Source organism: Pseudomonas sp. G.S.17 (assembly GCF_038096165.1).
In the GTDB taxonomy this organism is placed as follows: domain Bacteria; phylum Pseudomonadota; class Gammaproteobacteria; order Pseudomonadales; family Pseudomonadaceae; genus Aquipseudomonas.
Window position 1 is genome coordinate 3,149,104 of sequence record NZ_CP151076.1, and the last position, 20,703, is coordinate 3,169,806.

Below are 20,703 nucleotides of genomic sequence, written 5' to 3' on the forward strand. Positions count from 1 at the left end.
ATTAAAGGTCGAATCGGTCCACCACCCGCCGTCGTTCATTGTCGCCGCGCATGTCGTAGGCCGCCGTGGTAGCGATGTTGGTGTGGTGCGCGAGCTTCTGGGCAATGGAAAGATCGAACTCTTCTATCACCCGCGTGATGAAAGAACGTCGGAAGTCGTGAGGCATGATCTCCACACCGATCTGCCGGCCGCGTTGCTTGGCGATGAAATAGATAGCGTGTTTGGTAATTCGCTCACGAGTAATGTGGTTGCCGCGCCGGATCCGGTTGAACAGAAACGGGTCGTCGTCCTGCCCTGCTGGCAAACATGAACGGCGCAGCTCGAGCCATTGGCCCAGGGTGTCAAAGGCCCACGTCGGGGCGTATTTGATCAGCTGTTTATTGCCTTTGCCCAGCACCTGCAAGCTGCGTTCGACGAAGTCGACCTGCGCCAGATCGACGTTGACTGACTCGCTTTTGCGCATGCCCGAGCCATACAGAATGGCGATGATGGCCGCATCGCGCCGACCTTGGGGACGCGGGTCGGCGGCGCAGACTTCCATCAGTTCGCGGATCAGCGTGCGGCGGATATTCTTGCCTTTGGACAGCCGCGTGCCATTGACCGGCTTGACCGAGCGGATCTTCAGCAACTGGTCATGGCTGATCAGGTTCTGGCGCCACGCTTCATTCATCACGCCGCGAATCGCGTTGACGTACAGCGACGTGGTGTTGGGCGCGTAATCGTCGGCGCGCAGGGTCGCCACCAGCGCCGTCAGATGCCCGGGCTCAACGCAATGCCAGGGAACGTCGTGAATGTCGATGTCGGCCAGACCCAGCCGATCCGCAGCGTCCTGCAGCACATAAGTCATGGTCACGCGGCTCGAAGGGGCCAGTCGCGCCAGATAAAGCGTCAAGGGCGACAGCTGTTTGCCTGGAGAAACGGAATCGGTGGTATTCAATGGATCGCGGATCGCTCAAAAGCGCCACTCTACAACAAGGCTGTATGCATATCCAGTACCGGCCAAGCGTCCCATCACTAATTTATATAGCCATCATTAATCTAAACGACGACGGACATTCACAGTTGTTAGTGCAGACTGAACCAATGATAGCCGTGTGATATCACATGGAGCCCCGCCTTCTCGGTTCAGGAAATTCGTCATGCTCGGACAACTTACAATAGCGAAACGCCTTGGGCTGGGATTCGGCCTGGTGCTGGCCTTGATGATCGCGGTCGCCGCCATTGGCGTGCAGCGCGTGGGGTTGATTGAAAACACCCTGACCCGGGTCAGCGAAGACGCCAGTGTCAAACAGCGTTATGCGATCAACTTCCGTGGCAGCGTCCACGACCGGGCGATTGCCATCCGCGATGCGGTGCTGGTGCAGGATGATCAAAACCTGGCGATTCAGCTGCGCGACATTGAAGGACTCAATGGCCTGTACCAGACCTCGGCCAAGGGCCTGGACCAAATCTATGCCACCAAAGGTGTTAGCGCCGACGAAAAACGCCTGCTGGATGACATCAAGAGCAGCGAACGCACCACGCTTGGGCTGACCGCGCGGCTGCTGAACCTGCGTCAACAGGGCGATCTGGCTGGTGCGCAAGCCGTGCTGATGACCGATGTGTCCGCTGCCTACAAGGAATGGCTGAAGCGCATCAACGCGCTGATTGATAACGAAGAAGCCGCCATCGGTAGCGATGTGCGTTTCGTGCGGGTGACTGCCGCCAATTTCGCCTGGCTGATGTCGCTGGCAACTGCTGTGGCCGTGGCAATTGGCATCATCGCCTCGTTACTGATCATCGGCAGCATCAAGTCCACCCTGGGTGCCGAACCCAATGAAGTCGCGCGGCTGATTCGCCGTCTGGCCAGCGGTGAACTCAACGACAAAATCGACACCCGCTACCCGGACAGCGTTATGGGTGCGCTGAAGACCACCGCCACGCATTTGTCCGGCACCATCACTCAGGTTCGCTCAGCGGCGATGGAGTTGATGGGTTCGTCATCCCGTCTGCGGGCCAGTTCCGACAGCAACAGTGAGCAAATGCGCCTGCAGAGTAGCGAAACCGAGCGCATGGCATCGGCCATTGCGCAGATGACGGTCACGGTTCATGAAGTGGCGGGTTATGCGAGCCGGGCTGCGAACGCCTCCCAGGCCGCTGATCAGGAAGTTGAAAAAGGCAAGCGCGTGGTCGAAGGCACGGCGCTGGCGATGGATGAGTTGGCGCAGGTTCTGGAAAACGCTGCGCAATCGGTGGGCCAGGTGGCGCAAGACAGCAAGCAGATTGAAACCATCGTTGCGGTGATCAATTCGATTGCCGAGCGCACCAACCTTTTGGCGCTGAACGCTGCCATCGAGGCCGCCCGCGCCGGTGAGTTCGGCCGTGGCTTCGCGGTGGTGGCTGACGAGGTGCGCTCGCTGGCAACCCGGACTCAGGACTCCACCCGTGAAATTCGCGAGATGGTCGGTCAGTTGCAGGCTGGCGCGGGGAAAACCGCAGATCTGATGCGTGACAGCCGGGAAATGGCCCAGCACACCGTTGAGCAAACCCATCTGGCGGAAACTGCACTGATCCAGATTCGCCACGAGGTCGCAGCCATCAATGACATGAACGCACAAATCGCCACGGCAGCCGCGCAACAAGGTGTTGCGGCCCAGGACGTCAGTCTGAATATCAATCGTATTCACGACGCGGCGCTTGAAACCGCCGAGGGTTCCAGTCAGGTAGCACGTTCCAGCAAGGAGCTGTCGACCCTGGCCGATGTGCTGACTGAACGGGTGAGTTTCTTCAAGGTTTAAGTCCGGTTTTGCGCAGACACGAGTGCAGTCCTACAGCCGCTGCTGAGGATTGTGCTCGCATTTGTCGCCTTGATCTTGACCTGAATACTGGAGTCGATCGACAGTTTCTGGTCTAGTAGCCCGCTTAACTGCCGTTTACGCACCAATTCAGTTCAAGCAAACAGGTACCTTCAATGTCTGCCCTGCGCTTCAAACACATCGTTGCATCCCTCAGCCTCCTCGCCTCGGTTTCCCTGTCCGGCCTGGCTTTTGCCCATGCCCATCTGGAAAGCCAATTCCCCGCCGCAAACAGCACCGTCACTGTAGCCAAGGAACTGCGCCTGCATTTTTCCGAAGGAGTGGAAGAGAAATTCACCAAAGTCAGCATCACATCCACTGCCGCCAGCGGCAAAACCATGGTTGAAGCGGTTCCCGAAATTGCCACCGACCCTGCCGACAACAAAATCCTGATCGTTAAGCCGGCTGCACAGTTGACCGCTGGTGAATACAAAATCGAATGGCACGCGGTCTCCGTCGATACCCATAAAAGCGAAGGCACTTACAGCTTTACGGTAAGCCCTTAACTTCATGGCGACCGCGCTGATCCTGTGCCGATTTGTGCATTTTTCGGTGGTGCTGGCGTTGTTCGGTCTCTACCTGTCGCGAGACGTGATTTTCCGTTCCAGTCTAGCTGCGGCGCACCTCACAGTGCTCGACCGCCAGTTACGCTGCGCCATGCAATGGCTTGCGACGTTGGGGCTGATCAGCGCCGTGGTGTGGTTGTCGCTCACCGCTGCGAGCATGGCCGGCAGTTGGCGGGACGCGGTTGATTCGCAGACCTTGCTGCTGATTTTGAGCAATACGTTTTTCGGCAAGGTCTGGGTTTGGCATCTGGCGCTTGGCGTACTGATGACGGTGCTGCTGGCGCGCTCGACTTGTTTTCCCGGCCTGAGGCTGATCGTCAGCGCACTGCTGCTGGCAACTCTGGCCCCGGTTGGCCATGGCGCCATGTTCAGCGGTACGTTCGGCCAGTTGCTGATCCTCAATCAGATGCTGCACCTGGGCGCCGTTGCGGCCTGGCTTGGCGCACTGTGTTTATTGCTGGCCCTGGTTGTACGACCCGGAGCGCTGGATATGCGCGCATTGCTGCTCAGGTTCAGCGGCATCGGCTATGGGTTGGTGGCGCTGATTATCGTCACTGGACTGATCAACGTTCGGGTCTTGAGTGGCGCACCATGGCCAATCCCGGCGTTTTCCGGGTTCGGTCTGATCCTGGCCATCAAAGTCGGCCTGGTGCTGTGCATGCTGTTGCTGGCAGCTCTGAACAGGATGATGCTGCGCGGCGGTGAAGTTCGTCTGGGCAGGCTGCGTATCAGCATTGCGCTGGAGTGTGCATTCGGCTTCGCCGCCGTTGCTGCCGTATCGTTGCTCGGGACGTTACCGCCGATGCTGGCTGCTTGAGTTTCTCGAGTTTGAGCGCAAGACTCGGAGTTCTCGTGGACTCGCAGCGCCCTACTCTAAGGTCAACCGAGTTCAGTAACAGGTAACCGAGCCATGAACAGCCCCCTTGCGATGACCAATCCCCTTGCCGAAGACGATCCGCGCTGGATTGCCGTGCAGGCTCGGGATGCCTCGGCGGATGAGCAGTTTGTCTATGCGGTGCGCACCACCGGCGTGTACTGCCGGCCCAGCAGCCTTTCGCGCTTGCCACGGCGGGAAAACGTCGTGTTTTTCGACAGCGCGGCCGATGCCGAAGCCGCCGGATATCGCCCGAGCAAACGCGCTGCGGCGGATCAAACCCTGGTTGCAGCGCAGCATGCGGTGCTGGTCGCCAATGCTTGCCGCGCGATCGAACAGGCCGAACAGCTGCCGAGCCTCAAGCAGTTGGCTGAGGTCGGTGGGCTGAGCCCGTATCATTTTCACCGGGTGTTCAAGGCAGTCACCGGCCTGACGCCCAAGGGCTACGCCAATGCGCATCGAGGCCAGAAAGTCCGGCAGAAATTGTCCGGCAGCGGGTCCATTACCGATGCGCTCTATGACGCAGGGTTCAACTCCAATAGCCGTTTCTATGCAGCATCCGGCACGCTATTGGGCATGAAACCCGGGCAGTATCGTGACGCAGGGGCCAATACTGAAATCCGCTTTGCGGTAGGGGAATGTTCCCTGGGGGCGATTCTGGTCGCACAAAGCGCCCTGGGCGTCTGCGCGATCCTGCTGGGTGAAGATCCGCACACCTTGATCGATGACTTTCAGCACCAGTTTCGCAACGCCACGCTGATTGGCGCCGACCCTGATTTTGAGTTGCTGGTGGCCCAGGTCGTGGGTTTCGTCGAGGCACCGTCCATGGGGCTTGATCTGCCGCTGGACCTACGCGGTACGGCCTTTCAGCAGCGGGTCTGGAGCGCCTTGAAAGACATTCCGCCAGGCACCACGGCCAGTTATGCCGAAATTGCCCAGCAGATTGGCGCGCCCAAGTCGTTTCGCGCCGTGGCCCAGGCATGCGGTGCCAATCGCCTGGCCGTGGCCATTCCTTGTCACCGGGTGGTACGCAGCGACGGCAATCTTTCAGGCTATCGCTGGGGTGTGGAGCGCAAGCGGGAGTTGCTGGATCGGGAGGCGAAATCCTCCCGGATGCCACCCATCAACGTCTGACGTCGACCACCACCCTGCCCCGAACTTCACCTTTGAGCAGTTGCGCAGCGGCTTCGATCACTTCGCTCAAGCCGATTTCATGGCTGATCAGCGGCAGTAGAGACAGGTCCAGATCTCGACCCAGCCGGTCCCAGGCTTCGATGCGGTCGGCCCGGGGCCGGGTCACGCTGTCGATACCCGCCAGGGTTATCCCGCGCAGGATGAAGGGTGCCACTGAACCGGGAAAGTCCATGCCTTGAGCAAGTCCGCAGGCTGCGACGGTGCCGCGATAACGCATGGCGGCGCAGACGTTGGCCAGGGTGTGGCTGCCGATGGAGTCGATGGCGCCCGCCCAGCGTTCCTTGGTCAATGGCTTGCCCGGCTCGGACAACGTTGCCCGGTCGATGACTTCAGCCGCGCCGAGTTTTTCAAGGTAAGCGCTTTCGTTCAAGCGTCCTGTGGAAGCAACGACTCGATAACCCAATCTGGCAAGGATTGCCACGGCAAAGCTGCCAACTCCGCCGTTGGCGCCGGTGACCAGAATGTCTCCCTTGTCGGGCGTCACGCCATTGTTCTCCAGCGCCATGACCGCCAGCATTGCGGTGTAGCCAGCGGTGCCGATGGCCATGGACTGGGCAGGCGTGAAAGCCTTAGGCAGCGGGATCAGCCATTTGCCTTGCAGACGCGCTTTTTCCGCCAGTCCGCCCCAATGCCCTTCCCCCACGCCCCAGCCATTGAGCAGCACGGCATCGCCAATGGAGAAATCTGCATCGCTGCTGGCGCTGACCGTGCCGACCAGATCCACACCCGGCACCATGGGAAAGCTGCGCACGATGGGGCCGGCGCCGGTAATCGCCAGGGCGTCTTTATAGTTCAGCGTGCTGTAGGAAACGTCGACGTTGACGTCGCCCTGCGGTAGCGAATCTTCGTTGAGCTTCGTCAGGGAAACCCGGTAACCCGCCATGTCGCGGCTTGCCGGGTCGTCTTTTTCGATCAAGATGCCTCTGAACTCAGTACCGTAGACCATGGTGCCTCCTGTTTAGACCGATCGTCTTTAAATACGCCAAAAGAATCACTGCGGCAGTCCGCGCAGAAATCCGCTGATGAATGTATTGAGGGGAACATCGCTTTTGACCAGCCGGGCGCGCAGTACCGCCCCTTCCCAGCCGATCCAGAAAAACGCAGCCAATTCGTCGCAGTCAGCGTCTTTGGCCAGTTCTCCGGCCCGTTGAGCTTCTTGCAGGCATTGGCTCAAACGGGCCTGCCAGGCGAGAAAGATCGTTTCGAGCGTCTCCCGAAAACCGTCGGGGAGCATGCCGACTTCCTGCCCCAGATTGCCCACCATGCAGCCACGGCGATAATCATGCCTGGCCATGCCGGCCTTAGCGTTTTGCACGAATCCCACCAGCCGTTCCAGCGGAGTGTGGGATTCGTTGAGCAGCCAGCGATCAAGCATTTGTGCGAAATACTCGGCGTAGTTGTCCAGCACCGCGCGCCCAAACGCTTCCTTGCTCTCGAAGTAGTGATAGAACGAGCCTTTCGGCACGCCCACCTGCTTGAGAATGTAATCGATGCCGGTCGCCATGAAACCCTGTTCGGTGAGCACTTCCGTGCCGCAGCGAAGCAGGGCCGCGCGGGTTTCGAAATTTTCCCTATCGACCTTGGGCGGACGGCCTGGGCGGCGGGGTTTCCGGGCATCGGTGTGGTGCGCTTCTTTGGTCCTGGGCTGGATATTAGACCGATCGTCTTTTATGTCAATACGCCCTTTGGTTCGGTTGCCAAACAGGCGAAATCGACGCTCAATAGCGACTTCACATTCGCGCGCAACGGAGCACACATGACTGCCTGGCCTGATCGTCGCATTCTTGAACTGTTCGATATTCAGCTTCCGATTCTGCAAGCTCCGATGGCGGGTGCCAGTGGTTCGGCGCTGGCAATTGCGGTTGGCAATGCCGGAGGTCTGGCCTCATTGCCCTGCGCGATGTTGAGCCACCAACAAATCCGCGATGAAGTCGCGCTTTTTCGTCAGCACAGCAAGGCGCCGTTGAATCTCAATTTCTTCTGTCACCAAACGCCCGCCGATGACCCCCAGCGAGCCGCTGGCTGGAAAGATGCCTTGCGGCCCTACTATCAGGAACTGGGTGCCGATTTCACTGCGCCCTCGCCGGTGTCCAGCCGCGCGCCGTTTGATCCCGCCAGCTGTGAACTGGTGGAAGAGCTCAAGCCAGAGGTGGTCAGTTTCCATTTCGGGCTGCCGGATGCCGCGCTGCTGGCACGCGTCAAAGCCAGTGGCGCCAAAGTGATTTCATCGGCAACCACCGTCGCCGAGGCGATCTGGCTGGAACAGCACGGTTGCGACGCCATCATCGCCATGGGCTACGAAGCTGGCGGGCATCGGGGCATGTTTTTGAGCGAAGCGTTGTACTCGCAAGTCGGCACGCTGGCCCTGGTGCCGCAAATCGTCGACGCGGTGAGTCTGCCGGTCATCGCTGCCGGCGGGATTGCCGATGGTCGCACGATGGCGGCGGCGTTCATTCTCGGTGCCTCGGCGGTGCAAGTAGGGACGGCTTACCTGTTCTGCCCGGAATCCACCACCAACAAACTGCATCGGGAAGCACTGCGCACCGCCGACGAAAGCCAGACCGCTCTCACCAACATCTTCACCGGACGCCCTGCCCGCGGCATCGTTAACCGTGTCATGCGTGAATTGGGCCCTATCAGCACGATTGCTTCGGCATTTCCGTTGGCGGGCGGTCCGTTGATTCCACTGCGGGCCGTTGCCGAACCCAAGGGCAATCCTGACTTCATGAGTCTCTGGGCGGGACAAGCCGTGGGCATCAAACATCAATATTCGGCCGCGCAGCTGACCGAGACCATGGCGCAGCAGGCGCTGAAAAAACTTGTAAGCCGTTGAAACTCCGCTTCCCCTGACACGACCTGACGCTATATATTTCGATATATAGCGAGTGGCCGGTAGCAATCTGCCATTCAATCATCGTGTCGCTGTCTCGGAGCTATTCAATGGGTTTTTCCTCCACGGGTGTTGCGTTCAAGTCCCTGACTGGCATGCTTGCCGCCCTGGCAATGGGCAGTGCTTTCGCAGATGAAGTGCAAGTGGCCGTCGCCGCCAACTTCACCGTGCCCATCCAGGCCATTGCCAAGGATTTCGAAAAAGACACCGGCCACAAACTGGTGGCCTCGTTCGGCGCAACCGGGCAGTTCTATACCCAGATCAAGAACGGCGCGCCTTTCGAAGTGTTCCTCTCTGCCGACGACACCACGCCTGCCAAACTTGAACAGGAAGGCGACAGCGTCAAAGGTTCGCGCTTCACCTATGCAGTCGGCACTTTGGCGTTGTGGTCGGCCAAGGAAGGTTATGTCGACGACAAAGGCGAAGTGCTCAAGGGCAATAAGTTCGAACATCTGTCCATCGCCAATCCCAAGGCCGCGCCTTATGGTCTGGCGGCGACTCAAGTGCTCGACAAGTTGGGCCTGACCGACGCCACGAGGCCGAAAATCGTTGAAGGCCAGAGCATCACGCAGGCGTACCAATTCGTCTCCACCGGCAATGCCGAGCTGGGTTTCGTTGCGCTCTCGCAGATTTTCAAGGATGGCAAACTCACCAGCGGTTCGGCCTGGATCGTACCGGCCGACCTGCATGATCCTATCAAGCAGGACGCCGTTATCCTCAACAAAGGCAAGGACAACGCAGCCGCCAAGGCGTTGATCGAATACCTCAAGGGTCCGAAAGCCGCCGCCGTGATCAAGTCGTTCGGGTACCAGTTGTAAATGCCACTGGACGCCTCTGACCTTGCTGCCATCTGGCTGACGCTGAAACTGGCGTCGCTGACCACGGTCATTCTGCTGGTGATCGGCACGCCCATTGCGTTGTGGCTGGCGCACACCCGCTCGTGGCTCAAAGGCCCGATCGGGGCAATTGTTGCGCTGCCGCTGGTATTGCCACCTACGGTCATTGGCTTCTATCTGCTGCTACTGCTGGGACCCAATGGTGCTGTGGGTCAGTTCACCCAACACCTGGGCATTGGCACGCTGACCTTCAGCTTCCCGGGTCTGGTGATCGGTTCGGTGTTGTACTCCATGCCGTTCGTGGTGCAGCCGTTGCAAAATGCCTTCGCCGCGATGGGTCCACGGCCTCTGGAAGTGGCCGCGACCCTGCGCGCCAATCCATGGGACACCTTCTTCAGTGTGGTTTTGCCACTGGCCAAGCCAGGCTTTATCACCGGCGCCATTCTCGGCTTTGCTCACACCGTGGGCGAATTTGGCGTGGTCTTGATGATTGGCGGCAATATTCCCGAGAAAACCCGGGTGGTCTCCGTGCAGATCTTCGATCACGTCGAATCCATGGAATACCTGCAAGCCCACTGGCTGGCGGGCGCCATGGTGGTGTTCTCATTTCTGGTTCTTCTGGCGCTCTACTCCAGCGGCAAGACCAAATCCGGCTGGAGCTGACCGATGACGTCGCAAATACAGGTGCGCTTGCAGGTTGCCTACCCGGAGTTTTCCGTAGACGTGGATTTGGCCCTGCCGGGCAAAGGCGTCACCGCGCTTTACGGTCATTCCGGTTCAGGCAAGACCACTTGCCTGCGCTGCATTGCCGGTCTTGAAAAAGCTCAAAGCGGTTACATAAATATCAACGGCGAGGTATGGCAGGACAGCGTCAACGGTATATTCCTTCCACCGCATAAACGCGCGCTGGGTTATGTGTTTCAGGAGGCCAGCCTGTTTGCGCATCTGTCGGTGCAGGACAATCTCGAATTCGGCATGCGGCGTATCCGCAAAGCAGAGCGCCGCATCGATATGACTCAAGCCACGCAGCTATTGGGCATTGAGCATCTGCTGGGACGTCGGCCTGACAAACTTTCCGGAGGTGAACGGCAGCGGGTTGGTATTGCCCGGGCGCTGTTGACCAGCCCTCGCCTGCTGTTGCTCGACGAGCCACTGGCCGCGTTGGATGCCAAACGCAAAGGTGAAATCCTGCCGTATCTCGAGCGCCTGCATGACGAGCTGGACATCCCCGTGCTGTATGTCAGTCACTCTCAGGATGAGGTTGCGCGTCTGGCCGATCATCTGGTGTTGCTCAGCGAAGGTCGAGTGCTTGCCAGCGGGCCGATTGGTGAAACCCTGGCCAGGCTCGACCTGCCGCTGGCCATGGGCGACGACGCTGGCGTGGTCGTTCAGGGGGTGGTCAGCGCCTACGATGCCGACTACCAATTGCTCAGCCTGCGCCTGCCCGGCAGCGATCTAGTAATGCGCGTTGCGCATACGCCTCTGGCGACCGGCACGTCGCTGCGTTTCAAGATCCAGGCCCGTGACGTCAGCCTCACTCGGCAACCGGACGAGCACAGCAGTATCCTCAATCGCTTGCCGGTCACGGTAATCAGCGAAGTTGCTGCGGACAATGCTGCGCATGTGTTGGTAGGTCTCGATGCTGCCGGCACGCCATTACTGGCGCGAATCACCCGTTATTCCCGCGACCAGTTGCAGCTGTCTGTGGGCCAGCAGTTATGGGCACAAATCAAGTCGGTCGCGGTGCTGGCCTGATCAAGCTGTAAATAGTCGGCACCACTGCGTAGGGCTGCGGTCAATGGATTTAACTGCCCTACGGACCGATTGCCATGCCCGACACCACCGTCATCGCACAACTTCCCTCTGACCTGCACTACGTCGAAGATACCCAGGTTGGCCTGAGTCGGAAGATCCTGCGGGGCAAATTCGTCTATTTCGATGCGCAAGGCCAACGCATCAAGGATGAAGCCGAAATCAAACGCATCAATGCGCTGGTGATACCGCCCGCCTACACCGATGTGTGGATCTGCGCCGACCCGCAAGGTCATCTGCAGGCGACCGGGCGCGACGCACGGGGGCGCAAACAATATCGCTATCACCCGCGCTGGCGGGAAGTTCGTGATCAGAACAAGTATTCACGCATGGTCGAGTTCGGACTGGCCTTGCCCAAGGTGCGCAAGAAAATCGAGGCGCAACTCGCGCAGCCGGGTATTGGCCGGGACAAGGTGATGGCGACGGTTATTTCATTGCTCGATGCAACCCTGATCCGTATCGGCAACAGTCAATATGCCCGGGACAACCGTTCGTATGGATTGACCACCCTGCGCAACAAACACGTTGCCGTACGTGGCAATTCGATCCTCTTCGAGTTTCGCGGTAAAAGTGGCGTTGAGCATAAAATCAGTGTGACGGACCGACGGCTGGCCAGGGTTATAAAGCGCTGCATGGAATTGCCGGGGCAGAACCTGTTTCAATATCTGGACGATGACGGCGAACGCCATACCGTCAGTTCTTCGGACATCAATGCGTATCTGCAAAGCCTGACCGGCGCGGATTTCACCGCCAAGGACTATCGCACCTGGGCCGGCAGCGCATTGGCCCTGGCGACGCTGCGCAAGCTTGATTGGGAGCCAGAGGGTGATGCGAAGAAACATATTGTCGACATGGTGAAGGCGGTTTCCCGACAGCTGGGCAACACGCCTGCCATTTGCCGCAAGTGCTACATCCACCCGGCAGTCATGGAAGGGTTTCTACAGGGAGAGCTTGCCAAACTGCCGCGCAGCCGCCAGCGCAAGGGGTTGCGCGCCGAAGAGGTCGCGCTGGCAAGTTTCCTGCAAAACCTTATGGATAAGGCCGCAGAGTTGGTTGTGCAGGATGACTGAGCGCGGAGCCTGGGTACCGCTGCCGGTGAGTGGCTGGCATCCGCTCACTGGCCAGTTGATTAGTTGGTTAGTTGGTTAGTTGGTTTTTCATCATTGCCCGACGCGTTCTCGCCACACTTCAGGCGCCGGCGTTGCTTTGCTTGCCGTTGACGTCATAGGTATTGGACAGCTCCTCGATCGTGGCAAGGAAATTCTTGACCGCGTGCTGGACCTCAGTCAGTAGAACATCGGATTGCACAGCGGGATTTTCGAACCGACTGAACAGGTTGTCTACACCAAGTCCCGTAGCGCGGCGACTGGTCAATACATACAAAACGTCTACTCCGATGCTCGCCAACGCTGCCAGATAGTCAGCCTTGGGCACGCGCTCACCACTTTCGTACTTGCCTTGAGCATTCGCGGCGACCCCGCCCAGCTGGCCCATTTCGCGCTGGGACAGGCCCAGGCGCTTGCGCTCTTCTCTCAGTCTTGTGCCTATTTCACTCATGGATCTGGATACTCCCGCCATCACGAGCCGCAAGTTTCTCAAAAAAATCGGCGGATTAAAACGGTCTGTTGGGCTTTCCAGATACCAAACATTACCGTAGGACCGTTCGCACCTGGCAATAGGCCGTTTCCTACGCTACAACAGTAGTGTCAACTGTTCCAGCGCAAACCCTTCACATTTCTCTGATGGCCTGCGGGCTATTAGTTGCAGTCATAAATAAAGGGCTATTGAAAATTAAATCTTGATAAACGTAGTTTATCGTTCCAAGGAAAACTTGTGACTGAACGCCCTATTATCTTTAGTGCCCCCATGGTCAATGCGATTCTGTCGGGCAAAAAAAGCGTAACTCGTCGCATCATTAAATTCCCTCTGCGTCGTCTGGTTGCGAAGGATCAGGCCGGCCCTGGGGCGCACTACGCAGGCGGTATACAACAGGAATCAAGCGATGGCCCGCCTCAACTTGATCTGCAAAGTCATTTCGCGGAAGGCCCCGCCGGGCTTTGTCCCTATGGTCAACCGGGCACCACGCTGTGGCTCAAGGAAGCTTTTTACGCTTTCGGGCGCTGGGAGATGCATCCCAATAAAAAAAGCGGCCGTAACGACTGGCGCTTTATCGATATGACCGTCGGATCCGGGCTTGACTACGGCTTTAGCGAACCGGCGCGCTACGTCAAGACCTCCCGCGACGATCCTGCCCCGACATGGTGGCTGCGGCCGAGTCTGTTCATGCCCCGACGCGCTTCACGGGTTGACCTGGAAGTCACCGAGATACGCATCGAGCGCTTGCGTGACATTACCGATGAACAGGCGCGAGCGGAGGGGTTTTCGCCGATGCATGACGGTGTCCACATGTATTTCGTCAATCACCTGCCCCATCCCAGCACCGGCATGAGTATCACCGCGGTGATTGCCTTCGCCCTGTACTGGCAACGGCTGCATGGCAATGATTCATGGAACGAAAATCCATGGGTATGGGTGGTGAGCTTTCGCAGGCTGGACAAGCCGACCAAGTCTTAGTGTGCCCTGAGGTCGCAGATATGGACTGAACGATCCGGCCCGTCGCCGGATCGTAGTCATATCAACTCAAGGAGACGTTTCCCATGGCACATGACAAACGCACCGTTCGCAACGACAACATCAACGACCCCGATGCAAGCCCGGCCGACATCGCCGACCATCAACAACGCACCGAAGAAACCCGCCAAGAGGAAGAGCAGACCGGCGGCGATCACGATGATCAGGGGCACACTCCTAAGGTGCCCGATTCGACCAGCCCTCGCTGAGCGGGCGCTCTCCCACATACACTGACGCTCCGGGTTTCGCCCCGTTTATTCATTTGTACAAGGCTGGACGATGACTTCACAGCGCAATACGCCAGACAACCACGCCCTGTCTCCTCTGCCGATAGCGAATCACACAGGCTTCGTCCGGGTGCGGGGTGCGCGTGAGCACAATCTGAAGAACGTCGACGTCGACATACCCCGTGACGCACTGGTGGTCTTCACCGGCGTATCGGGGTCCGGCAAATCGTCGCTGGCCTTCTCAACCTTGTATGCCGAGGCGCAGCGTCGTTACTTCGAATCGGTGGCGCCGTATGCCAGGCGTTTGATTGATCAGGTCGGCGTGCCGGATGTGGACTCCATCGAAGGGCTGCCGCCTGCCGTGGCATTGCAGCAACAACGGGGTTCGCCCAGCGCCCGGTCTTCAGTGGGCAGCGTGACCACGCTTTCCAGCCTGATCCGCATGCTCTACTCCCGTGCCGGCAGTTATCCACCCGGCCAGCCGATGCTCTACGCCGAGGATTTTTCACCCAATACCCCGCAGGGCGCTTGCCCGCAATGCCACGGGCTGGGTCGGGTTTACGAAGTGACAGAGCAAACGATGGTGCCAGACGACTCGCTGACCATTCGCCAGCGCGCCATCGCCTCCTGGCCAACTGCATGGCAGGGCCAGAACCTGCGCGACATTCTCGTCACCATGGGTTACGACGTGGACACTCCTTGGCGCGATCTACCTAAAAAGCAACGCGACTGGATCCTGTTTACCGACGAGCAGCCAACGGTTCCGGTCTACGCAGGCCTGACGCCGGAAGAGACCCGCGTCGCGCTCAAACGCAAACTCGAGCCGAGCTATCAAGGGACGTTTACCGGCGCCCGGCGCTATGTGCTGCACACGTTCAGCCATTCGCAAAGCGCGCTGATGAAGAAGCGTGTGGCGCAATTCATGATCGGCAGCCCGTGCTCGCTGTGTGACGGTAAACGCCTCACCCGCGCGGCGCTGTCGGTCACCTTTGCCGGCCTGGATATCGGCGAGCTGTCGCGGATGCCGTTATTGCAACTGGCCCAGGTGTTGAAGCCGGTGGCTGACGAGAAATTCCTGGCCCAGAACCTCGTCGAGGGTGAAGTCGTTACTCCGGAGGAGTCCAGGCGGACCCGTAAACAACGCGCGGCCCAAGGCAAATCTGACCATTCGGCGGCCCCGGACGTAAGACTGACGCCCAGCCTTTCCATCGAAAAACGGTTGGCGGCGCAACGTATTGCCGAGGATCTGCTGGCCAGAGTCAGCACCCTGACCGAACTGGGCCTTGGTTATCTATCACTGGATCGCAGCACCCCGACACTGTCATCCGGGGAATTGCAGCGCCTGCGTCTGGCCACCCAGCTGGGCTCGCAACTGTTTGGCGTGATCTACGTGCTCGATGAGCCGTCCGCAGGTTTGCATCCGGCTGATGGCGAAGCGTTGTTCAGCGCTCTGCAACGTCTGAAGGCCGCGGGCAACTCGTTATTTGTCGTGGAGCATGATCTGGAAACCATGCGCAGGGCCGACTGGCTCATTGATGTCGGCCCGGCTGCGGGTGAGCAAGGTGGACGCATTCTCTACAGCGGTCCTCCTGCGGGGCTTGCCGAGGTCGAAGCTTCGCAGACTCGGCTGCATCTGTTTGCCGAGCACCAGCCCCAGGCCCATACCCGACGCGAGCCTTCGGGCTGGTTACGCCTGGAAGGTGTTACGCGAAATAACCTGAACGACCTCAGCGCCGAATTTCCGCTGGGCTGCTTTACCGCAGTGACGGGGATTTCTGGCTCTGGCAAATCCAGCCTGGTCAGTCACGCGCTGCTGGAACTGGTAGGCGCGCATCTGGGGCGTCCGGCTCAGGATCACACCCAGGAAACACCCAGCCTTGAAGATGACGCACCGCAAACCAGCGATGGCAGAGTCATCGAAGGGCTTGAAGGCATTCGTCGTCTGGTTCAGGTCGATCAGAAACCTATCGGGCGTACGCCACGTTCCAACCTCGCGACCTATACCGGTTTGTTTGATCAGGTCCGGAAGATCTTTGCTGCCACTCCCCAGGCGCGCAGCGAAGGGTACGATGCCGGTCAGTTTTCCTTCAACGTCGCCAAGGGTCGCTGTCCCATCTGTGAAGGGGAAGGCTTTGTCAGCGTTGAATTGCTGTTCATGCCCAGCGTCTACGCGCCCTGCCCGACGTGTCATGGCGCCCGCTATAACCCGCAGACCCTGACGGTAACCTGGCAAGGGCTGAACATTGCGCAGGTCCTGCAACTGACTGTCGACCAGGCTGTGATTCAGTTCGCGGGTGAGCCGCCAGTGCTTCGCGCCCTGGAAGTGCTGCGCGATATTGGCCTGGGCTATTTGCGCTTGGGTCAGCCGGCAACTGAATTGTCCGGTGGCGAAGCGCAGCGCATCAAACTGGCAACCGAGTTGCAGCGCACCCAACGCGGCGCGACGTTATACGTGCTGGACGAACCCACCACAGGTCTTCACCCGACCGACGTTGATCGGCTGCTGATACAACTCAACACGCTGGTGGATGCCGGCAATACCGTCATCGTGGTCGAACACGAGATGCGTGTGGTCGCGCAGAGTGATTGGGTTATCGATATCGGCCCGGGAGCGGGCGACGAAGGTGGCCGCATCGTAGCCAGCGGCACTCCAGCGACCGTGGCCAAGGTCAAGACGAGTCGGACCGCGCCATTTCTCAAGCCTTTACTGGGCCGCTAACGAGTGGATTTGCCGCCCGCCGTTGCAGACGGGTGGCGGTTCAGTTAAGCGGCAATGCCAGCATTTAAGGTATTCCATCCGATCGAACATGCCTTGCAATCAGTTGGTGGTAAAGTGGCGGCCTGTACAGTGGTAGCCATCAGGACGCCACTACACGCAGTGAGTATTTCTGAGGTTCACGGCATGCGTTATATCTTTCCAACATTGGCACTGAGTTTTCTGATCACCCAAGGCGCGATGGCGGCTGGCGACGGTACTGCCGCAATTGGCGGCGGCCTGGGCGGCGCTTTGGGTAATGTCATCGGGCAACAAATGGGTGGCAGCACCGGCGCGGCGGTAGGCGCTGGCGTCGGCGGCGCTGCGGGCAGTGCTGTAGGCGCACGCAAGGGCAGTCGAACTGAGGCAGCCATCGGTGGCGGCATCGGCTCTGCCGGCGGCTCGTTGATCGGCAACCAATTGGGCGGCAGCACCGGCTCCACCATTGGCGCTGGCCTGGGTGGCGCAGCAGGCGGTGCAGTGGGTAACAACCTCGGCAGCAGCAGCAACGACAAAAGCCATTCCCGCAAGCACAAGAACAAGCGTAATCATCGTCGCAACTGATCTGTAGCTTGTCCGCTCCGGTCCTCCGGAGCGGCACCAGTGATACAACCAGATCGAGGTCAACCCGCTCCAACACTCCAACAGGCTGACCACGGCATGTCTGCAATCGAGACTGTTGTCGGCAGCCTTGATGCATCCAAATGCACACGTTAACGCGGCTAGCCCATCCGAACGGAAAGTTCGTTTCTGCGCTCACTCTGCGTTGCAGTAATATTTTATAACACCCCTAATTCTCCTCAGCGCCCACGCCAGAGAGCTTTGTTACGTTAATTGCCGACGGCTCGTAGAGTATTTGCCTGCAACACTATTTACTCAAAAAACCTGTCTTGCTAAGTTATCAACAAATGGCTCGGACTTATGGCATGATTTCATTAGCATCAGGTTATTTGGCAAAGGCGCTTCGGGCTCGTTTGCACGATTACAAAGTCCAGTGCAAGTTTCTCAAGAATGGAACATTGGAGTTAGTGTTAACTCACGTTAACAGTCAGGAGACATATGCTATTTCAGGGGTCGCTAGAATGAATTATTTCAACACGCTTGCCGTGACCCGGCTGGCGAACTTCCTATTGTCCGAAATTGAAACATGTCAAACTTTGAACCTTCTGAGTTCTGGATCACGGCCTGCAGCCCACCAGCGGAAAACCGAGCACTGCTCCGTTAAAAAAACAAGCCTCGCTTCGCGCATTCAATTACTCACGGTATGAACAGTTTGCATGTCAGGCTGCGCAACGAGCGGATCAGGATAGGCATGCCTCAGTACTCATTTGCGGCGATAGGCGGTGTCAAACCTAACGCGCAGGTCAAGTATGAAAGTGGGCGTCGGTTGCCTCGTGGGGATTACCTGGCCGCGATAGCCGGCACCGGAATCGACTTGCTGTTCATTCTTACCGGAAAACGCTCGGTCGGACTGTCGCAACTCGTCGGCCACGAACGAACATTCATCGCGTCCTACCGGAATATAGACGGCGTCGACAAACAGCTCATGGACCATCTTTTATTCCGGCTAAATGACTTTGTGAATGACAGCCCTGAAGCGCGTAAAGTTGCTTTCCATGACGGGATCGACACAGCAAGAATGTTCAATGGATAACACTTAAGCACAGGCAATGCCTTTCGTACTCTAAGGAAGAGGAGTCGTTATGAAGCTGCTGTCCAACCATCAAATAGGCAATGTTCTCGAAACCCGACTTCGCGACTACAAAGTGTCGTGTAAAGAAACTGATATAAACGTGATCTCGTTAGTGTTAACGCACGCTTACACACATGCCGTCTACGGCGTTTCGGGTATCCGCCCAGCGGATTATCGAGGGCCTTACGGAGCAACCATTCTGGCCAAAACATTGTTGGAAGCTATCGAGAGCGAGAGTCTTGGATATGATGCGGGGCATGGGAAAGTCATATCAATCGTGCGCCCTGCCGAACAGCAGCCTATTCGACGCAACCTGACGGTATTGAAGCTACTCGCCGGTCAATGAGGACGTTCATGTCAGGCGGGATGACAGGCCCCGCTTGAATCGGGGCCTTGGAGGGCAAGCGCTTATTTCCGGGCGATGAGCCCAATAGTGAATCCTGTAACCGAGGCAATTTTCCCTCGCCAGAGAACACCCTCTGCGCAGATAGGGTTCTGCTCGTTTGAGTAAGTCTTGCAGTCCTTCAAATGAATGAAGTGGAACTCTGGAGTATCGTCCGAGGATTCGCCCGGGCGAAACGACAAAATCATTTCCTTCATGGAGGCTTCGGTACCGTTGTTGAACTGAGCGAAGGGCGCAGAAATGTCGGCTGCCAATTGCTCAAAGTACGCATCGTGGGAAATCAGCTGACCTGAGACGAGATTGCCACCGACGGTTAACGTGATGCCCATCTCGACCTTGGTGTTTGCGACAAATTTGACCAGCCACTGCAGCAGCCAATCAATCTGCTTGCCCTGCCACTTCAAATGCGAAAGCGCGTCCTCAATTTCACCGCTGGCTGACGTGTCCGACTGCTGATTCTGGCGTGCGTCTGTCATTGTTGCCTCCGTGCTACACAATATGGAACTCAAGCTATACAGCACCAAGCCCCAAAACAAAACAGCGCAATGTCCGTGCCGACAGGAGGAAGTGAATGTGCATTATCAGACGCAGATCACGCTTGCGTCGGCGCACCTTTCATGGAGAAGCTGCGTAGAGCCATGATTCTGAAGCTTTTTATTTTTGTGGCCAGGCAAGATTCTGTTTCACATAAAGGGTTTGCAAGCTTGCTTCAAGGAAGCTGGATGTATATCCTCCCTGCTCTTCTGCAAGACCGCCCCGATGGCGAAATTGGTAGACGCAAGGGACTTAAAATCCCTCGTTCTAGGACGTGCCGGTTCGACCCCGGCTCGGGGCACCACTTACAGAACAAGGGCTTACGTGCTTTGGGTGCGTGGGCCTTTGTTGTTTATTGCTCCGCAATTTCTACCAATGCTCCGCAATTCAAGGTTTCACCCCCTCCCCGGCGTCCTGCCGACGAACACCCCCAACATCAAAGCATCACATGTGATTTGCGCCCAGCTTGTAAGCGGACTCATACAGAATCACCTCGTAAGGCGTCATGTATTCCCAAGCGAAGTCCTCATACTTAGGTCCGCCAGTGCAGGCCTTGTACCGGCTCGCACCACCGACCCGGACGGCTGCATAGATCAGGTTCGCACGCACGACGTCGCAACCGGTGACAATCAGCATTTCCCTGAGCAGAGCATCGCACTCGGCGCGGGGTAGCGCATTGGTACAGTAAAAAAGATCGTGCATCACGCCTGGGAGCCGGGAATCAACCGAATTGAAGATCGGCTCGGCGAGCCATGGGATTGATGCAAGGTCAGTTATGAAATAGCGAGGGCATGGATGCTGCTTGCCTGCCTTGTCGGTATAAATCGGATCGTCCAACAGCGCCCACTCACCGACTTTGTAAGGGAGGAGCGGCGGAATGATGGAGAACTGGCCAGGACCGTTGCCGACATAGGGCAATTTCCCGAGCGACCCGGATTTGCTCATGCCAGAGCCCGCTGCACGCCTTCATCAATCACCGCGTCCGGATAGGGAATGCTGCCGTTCTCGTGCTGGATGATCGCGCGCACCAGGCAGCCTAGAATGACCGGGCTGTTCAGGTCCAGCTTGCCAGCAGGCTTGCAGGTTGCCTTGACGATGCGGCTTTCTACAGCGGCCACGTATGCAGCTGTGTCGTTCTCGTTTGAGGGTGCCCAGCGGCTGATCAGGCCTTTCACGGTATCTAGGCCGTACTTGGCCCGGTAGTTGCGCAACAGCTTACCCAGTGCGCGGATGCCGTTCTCTGGCTTATCGAACCGGGCGAATCGGGATTCAATGAGCGGATCGAAAGGGAGTTGACCAAGCCAGTCGTTGGCCTTGTTGTAGTCGATGTTTCCGGGGTTATTGGAGCGGATGCCGCGAGAAATCGTAGGCATAGAAAGTCCTTGGCCCGCCGAATCGCGGGCACAAAAAAACCGCTCAAGGCGGCTTTGGAGTGAGATATACGGCTGGACCTT

At 58.1% G+C, this 20,703-nt stretch carries 22 protein-coding genes and 1 tRNA gene; 16 read left to right on the top strand and 7 right to left on the bottom strand.

Features of this window, described 5'->3' with window-relative positions:
- Position 1 precedes the first annotated feature (1 nt).
- Entirely contained in the window at positions 2 to 937 is a 936-nt protein-coding gene (locus tag AABC73_RS14660) for a tyrosine-type recombinase/integrase (RefSeq protein WP_341519795.1), read from the bottom strand.
- A gap of 202 nt (positions 938 to 1,139) precedes the next feature.
- Here AABC73_RS14660 and AABC73_RS14665 point away from each other — a divergent pair, with 202 nt between their 5' ends.
- The 4 genes from AABC73_RS14665 (at position 1,140) to ada (ending at position 5,408) form a co-directional block, all read left to right on the top strand.
- Positions 1,140 to 2,777, top strand: coding sequence for a methyl-accepting chemotaxis protein (locus AABC73_RS14665; protein ID WP_341519796.1), 1,638 nt, complete (start codon positions 1,140 to 1,142; stop codon positions 2,775 to 2,777).
- Positions 2,778 to 2,950: 173 nt separating this feature from the next.
- The gene (gene copC / locus AABC73_RS14670; RefSeq protein ID WP_341519797.1) at positions 2,951 to 3,340 is read left to right on the top strand and encodes a copper homeostasis periplasmic binding protein CopC; all 390 of its coding nucleotides are present in this window, start codon (positions 2,951 to 2,953) and stop codon (positions 3,338 to 3,340) included.
- Positions 3,341 to 3,344: 4 nt separating this feature from the next.
- Positions 3,345 to 4,217 (top strand): copper homeostasis membrane protein CopD, encoded by an 873-nt coding sequence (gene copD / locus AABC73_RS14675; RefSeq protein WP_341519799.1) that lies wholly within the window; start codon positions 3,345 to 3,347, stop codon positions 4,215 to 4,217.
- 93 nt (positions 4,218 to 4,310) lie between these two features.
- Complete coding sequence (gene ada / locus AABC73_RS14680) at positions 4,311 to 5,408, top strand: bifunctional DNA-binding transcriptional regulator/O6-methylguanine-DNA methyltransferase Ada (protein ID WP_341519800.1); 1,098 nt, start codon at positions 4,311 to 4,313, stop codon at positions 5,406 to 5,408.
- Here the strand turns inward: ada and AABC73_RS14685 are convergent.
- Positions 5,398 to 6,414 carry an MDR family oxidoreductase gene (locus AABC73_RS14685; protein ID WP_341519801.1) on the bottom strand — a complete coding sequence of 339 codons (1,017 nt, stop codon included), beginning with the start codon at positions 6,412 to 6,414 and terminating at the stop codon, positions 5,398 to 5,400. The two genes, ada and AABC73_RS14685, sit on opposite strands and share 11 nt — an antisense overlap.
- A gap of 45 nt (positions 6,415 to 6,459) precedes the next feature.
- Complete coding sequence (locus AABC73_RS14690) at positions 6,460 to 7,119, bottom strand: TetR/AcrR family transcriptional regulator (protein WP_341524246.1); 660 nt, start codon at positions 7,117 to 7,119, stop codon at positions 6,460 to 6,462.
- Between the two features lie 105 nt (positions 7,120 to 7,224).
- Here AABC73_RS14690 and AABC73_RS14695 point away from each other — a divergent pair, with 105 nt between their 5' ends.
- From AABC73_RS14695 to AABC73_RS14715, 5 genes are all read left to right on the top strand, one after another.
- Positions 7,225 to 8,301: a nitronate monooxygenase gene (locus tag AABC73_RS14695; protein ID WP_341519802.1), complete on the top strand. Its 1,077-nt coding sequence runs from the start codon at positions 7,225 to 7,227 to the stop codon at positions 8,299 to 8,301.
- A gap of 152 nt (positions 8,302 to 8,453) precedes the next feature.
- On the top strand, positions 8,454 to 9,176 hold the full coding sequence (modA, locus tag AABC73_RS14700; RefSeq protein ID WP_341524247.1) for a molybdate ABC transporter substrate-binding protein: 723 nt from the start codon (positions 8,454 to 8,456) through the stop codon (positions 9,174 to 9,176).
- Positions 9,177 to 9,857 (top strand): molybdate ABC transporter permease subunit, encoded by a 681-nt coding sequence (modB, locus tag AABC73_RS14705; protein ID WP_341519803.1) that lies wholly within the window; start codon positions 9,177 to 9,179, stop codon positions 9,855 to 9,857.
- A gap of 3 nt (positions 9,858 to 9,860) precedes the next feature.
- The gene (gene modC, locus AABC73_RS14710; protein ID WP_341519804.1) at positions 9,861 to 10,949 is read left to right on the top strand and encodes a molybdenum ABC transporter ATP-binding protein; all 1,089 of its coding nucleotides are present in this window, start codon (positions 9,861 to 9,863) and stop codon (positions 10,947 to 10,949) included.
- 74 nt (positions 10,950 to 11,023) lie between these two features.
- Positions 11,024 to 12,076, top strand: a complete 1,053-nt coding sequence (locus tag AABC73_RS14715; protein ID WP_341519805.1) for a DNA topoisomerase IB — start codon at positions 11,024 to 11,026, stop codon at positions 12,074 to 12,076.
- 118 nt (positions 12,077 to 12,194) lie between these two features.
- On the opposite strand, the gene AABC73_RS14720 is transcribed toward AABC73_RS14715, so the two are convergent.
- Entirely contained in the window at positions 12,195 to 12,563 is a 369-nt protein-coding gene (locus AABC73_RS14720; protein ID WP_341519806.1) for a helix-turn-helix transcriptional regulator, read from the bottom strand.
- 276 nt (positions 12,564 to 12,839) lie between these two features.
- On the opposite strand from AABC73_RS14720, the gene AABC73_RS14725 reads away from it, so the two are divergent.
- From AABC73_RS14725 to AABC73_RS14750, 6 genes are all read left to right on the top strand, one after another.
- Positions 12,840 to 13,580, top strand: coding sequence for a hypothetical protein (locus AABC73_RS14725; RefSeq protein WP_341519807.1), 741 nt, complete (start codon positions 12,840 to 12,842; stop codon positions 13,578 to 13,580).
- A gap of 83 nt (positions 13,581 to 13,663) precedes the next feature.
- The gene (locus tag AABC73_RS14730; protein WP_341519808.1) at positions 13,664 to 13,846 is read left to right on the top strand and encodes a hypothetical protein; all 183 of its coding nucleotides are present in this window, start codon (positions 13,664 to 13,666) and stop codon (positions 13,844 to 13,846) included.
- Positions 13,847 to 13,916: 70 nt separating this feature from the next.
- Positions 13,917 to 16,583, top strand: coding sequence for an excinuclease ABC subunit UvrA (locus tag AABC73_RS14735; protein ID WP_341519809.1), 2,667 nt, complete (start codon positions 13,917 to 13,919; stop codon positions 16,581 to 16,583).
- Positions 16,584 to 16,766: 183 nt separating this feature from the next.
- On the top strand, positions 16,767 to 17,183 hold the full coding sequence (locus AABC73_RS14740) for a hypothetical protein (protein WP_341519810.1): 417 nt from the start codon (positions 16,767 to 16,769) through the stop codon (positions 17,181 to 17,183).
- 700 nt (positions 17,184 to 17,883) lie between these two features.
- The gene (locus AABC73_RS14745) at positions 17,884 to 18,273 is read left to right on the top strand and encodes a helix-turn-helix transcriptional regulator (protein ID WP_341519811.1); all 390 of its coding nucleotides are present in this window, start codon (positions 17,884 to 17,886) and stop codon (positions 18,271 to 18,273) included.
- 49 nt (positions 18,274 to 18,322) lie between these two features.
- Complete coding sequence (locus AABC73_RS14750; protein ID WP_341519812.1) at positions 18,323 to 18,658, top strand: hypothetical protein; 336 nt, start codon at positions 18,323 to 18,325, stop codon at positions 18,656 to 18,658.
- 62 nt (positions 18,659 to 18,720) lie between these two features.
- Here the strand turns inward: AABC73_RS14750 and gvpU are convergent, their stop codons facing one another.
- Positions 18,721 to 19,191 (bottom strand): gas vesicle accessory protein GvpU, encoded by a 471-nt coding sequence (gvpU, locus tag AABC73_RS14755; RefSeq protein WP_065835667.1) that lies wholly within the window; start codon positions 19,189 to 19,191, stop codon positions 18,721 to 18,723.
- Positions 19,192 to 19,468: 277 nt separating this feature from the next.
- Here gvpU and AABC73_RS14760 point away from each other — a divergent pair.
- Positions 19,469 to 19,553, top strand: a tRNA-Leu gene (locus tag AABC73_RS14760).
- A gap of 140 nt (positions 19,554 to 19,693) precedes the next feature.
- Here AABC73_RS14760 and AABC73_RS14765 read toward each other — a convergent pair.
- On the bottom strand, positions 19,694 to 20,194 hold the full coding sequence (locus AABC73_RS14765) for a DUF1353 domain-containing protein (RefSeq protein WP_341519813.1): 501 nt from the start codon (positions 20,192 to 20,194) through the stop codon (positions 19,694 to 19,696).
- A complete protein-coding gene (locus AABC73_RS14770) occupies positions 20,191 to 20,622 on the bottom strand; it encodes a structural protein (protein ID WP_341519814.1) in 432 nt (143 codons plus the stop codon). Before AABC73_RS14770 ends, AABC73_RS14765 begins: the two co-directional genes overlap by 4 nt.
- Positions 20,623 to 20,703: the final 81 nt, after the last annotated feature.

Coding starts and splice junctions, on each gene's coding strand:
- AABC73_RS14715 (WP_341519805.1), top strand. CDS start 11,024: ATGCCCGACACCACCGTCATCGCACAACTTCCCTCTGACCTGCACTAC.
- AABC73_RS14770 (WP_341519814.1), bottom strand. CDS start 20,622: ATGCCTACGATTTCTCGCGGCATCCGCTCCAATAACCCCGGAAACATC.
- AABC73_RS14665 (WP_341519796.1), top strand. CDS start 1,140: ATGCTCGGACAACTTACAATAGCGAAACGCCTTGGGCTGGGATTCGGC.
- AABC73_RS14695 (WP_341519802.1), top strand. CDS start 7,225: ATGACTGCCTGGCCTGATCGTCGCATTCTTGAACTGTTCGATATTCAG.
- AABC73_RS14765 (WP_341519813.1), bottom strand. CDS start 20,194: ATGAGCAAATCCGGGTCGCTCGGGAAATTGCCCTATGTCGGCAACGGT.
- modA (WP_341524247.1), top strand. CDS start 8,454: ATGCTTGCCGCCCTGGCAATGGGCAGTGCTTTCGCAGATGAAGTGCAA.
- ada (WP_341519800.1), top strand. CDS start 4,311: ATGAACAGCCCCCTTGCGATGACCAATCCCCTTGCCGAAGACGATCCG.
- copD (WP_341519799.1), top strand. CDS start 3,345: ATGGCGACCGCGCTGATCCTGTGCCGATTTGTGCATTTTTCGGTGGTG.
- AABC73_RS14735 (WP_341519809.1), top strand. CDS start 13,917: ATGACTTCACAGCGCAATACGCCAGACAACCACGCCCTGTCTCCTCTG.
- AABC73_RS14745 (WP_341519811.1), top strand. CDS start 17,884: ATGAACAGTTTGCATGTCAGGCTGCGCAACGAGCGGATCAGGATAGGC.
- modB (WP_341519803.1), top strand. CDS start 9,177: ATGCCACTGGACGCCTCTGACCTTGCTGCCATCTGGCTGACGCTGAAA.
- modC (WP_341519804.1), top strand. CDS start 9,861: ATGACGTCGCAAATACAGGTGCGCTTGCAGGTTGCCTACCCGGAGTTT.
- AABC73_RS14750 (WP_341519812.1), top strand. CDS start 18,323: ATGAAGCTGCTGTCCAACCATCAAATAGGCAATGTTCTCGAAACCCGA.
- AABC73_RS14685 (WP_341519801.1), bottom strand. CDS start 6,414: ATGGTCTACGGTACTGAGTTCAGAGGCATCTTGATCGAAAAAGACGAC.
- AABC73_RS14740 (WP_341519810.1), top strand. CDS start 16,767: ATGCGTTATATCTTTCCAACATTGGCACTGAGTTTTCTGATCACCCAA.
- AABC73_RS14730 (WP_341519808.1), top strand. CDS start 13,664: ATGGCACATGACAAACGCACCGTTCGCAACGACAACATCAACGACCCC.
- gvpU (WP_065835667.1), bottom strand. CDS start 19,191: ATGACAGACGCACGCCAGAATCAGCAGTCGGACACGTCAGCCAGCGGT.
- AABC73_RS14720 (WP_341519806.1), bottom strand. CDS start 12,563: ATGAGTGAAATAGGCACAAGACTGAGAGAAGAGCGCAAGCGCCTGGGC.
- copC (WP_341519797.1), top strand. CDS start 2,951: ATGTCTGCCCTGCGCTTCAAACACATCGTTGCATCCCTCAGCCTCCTC.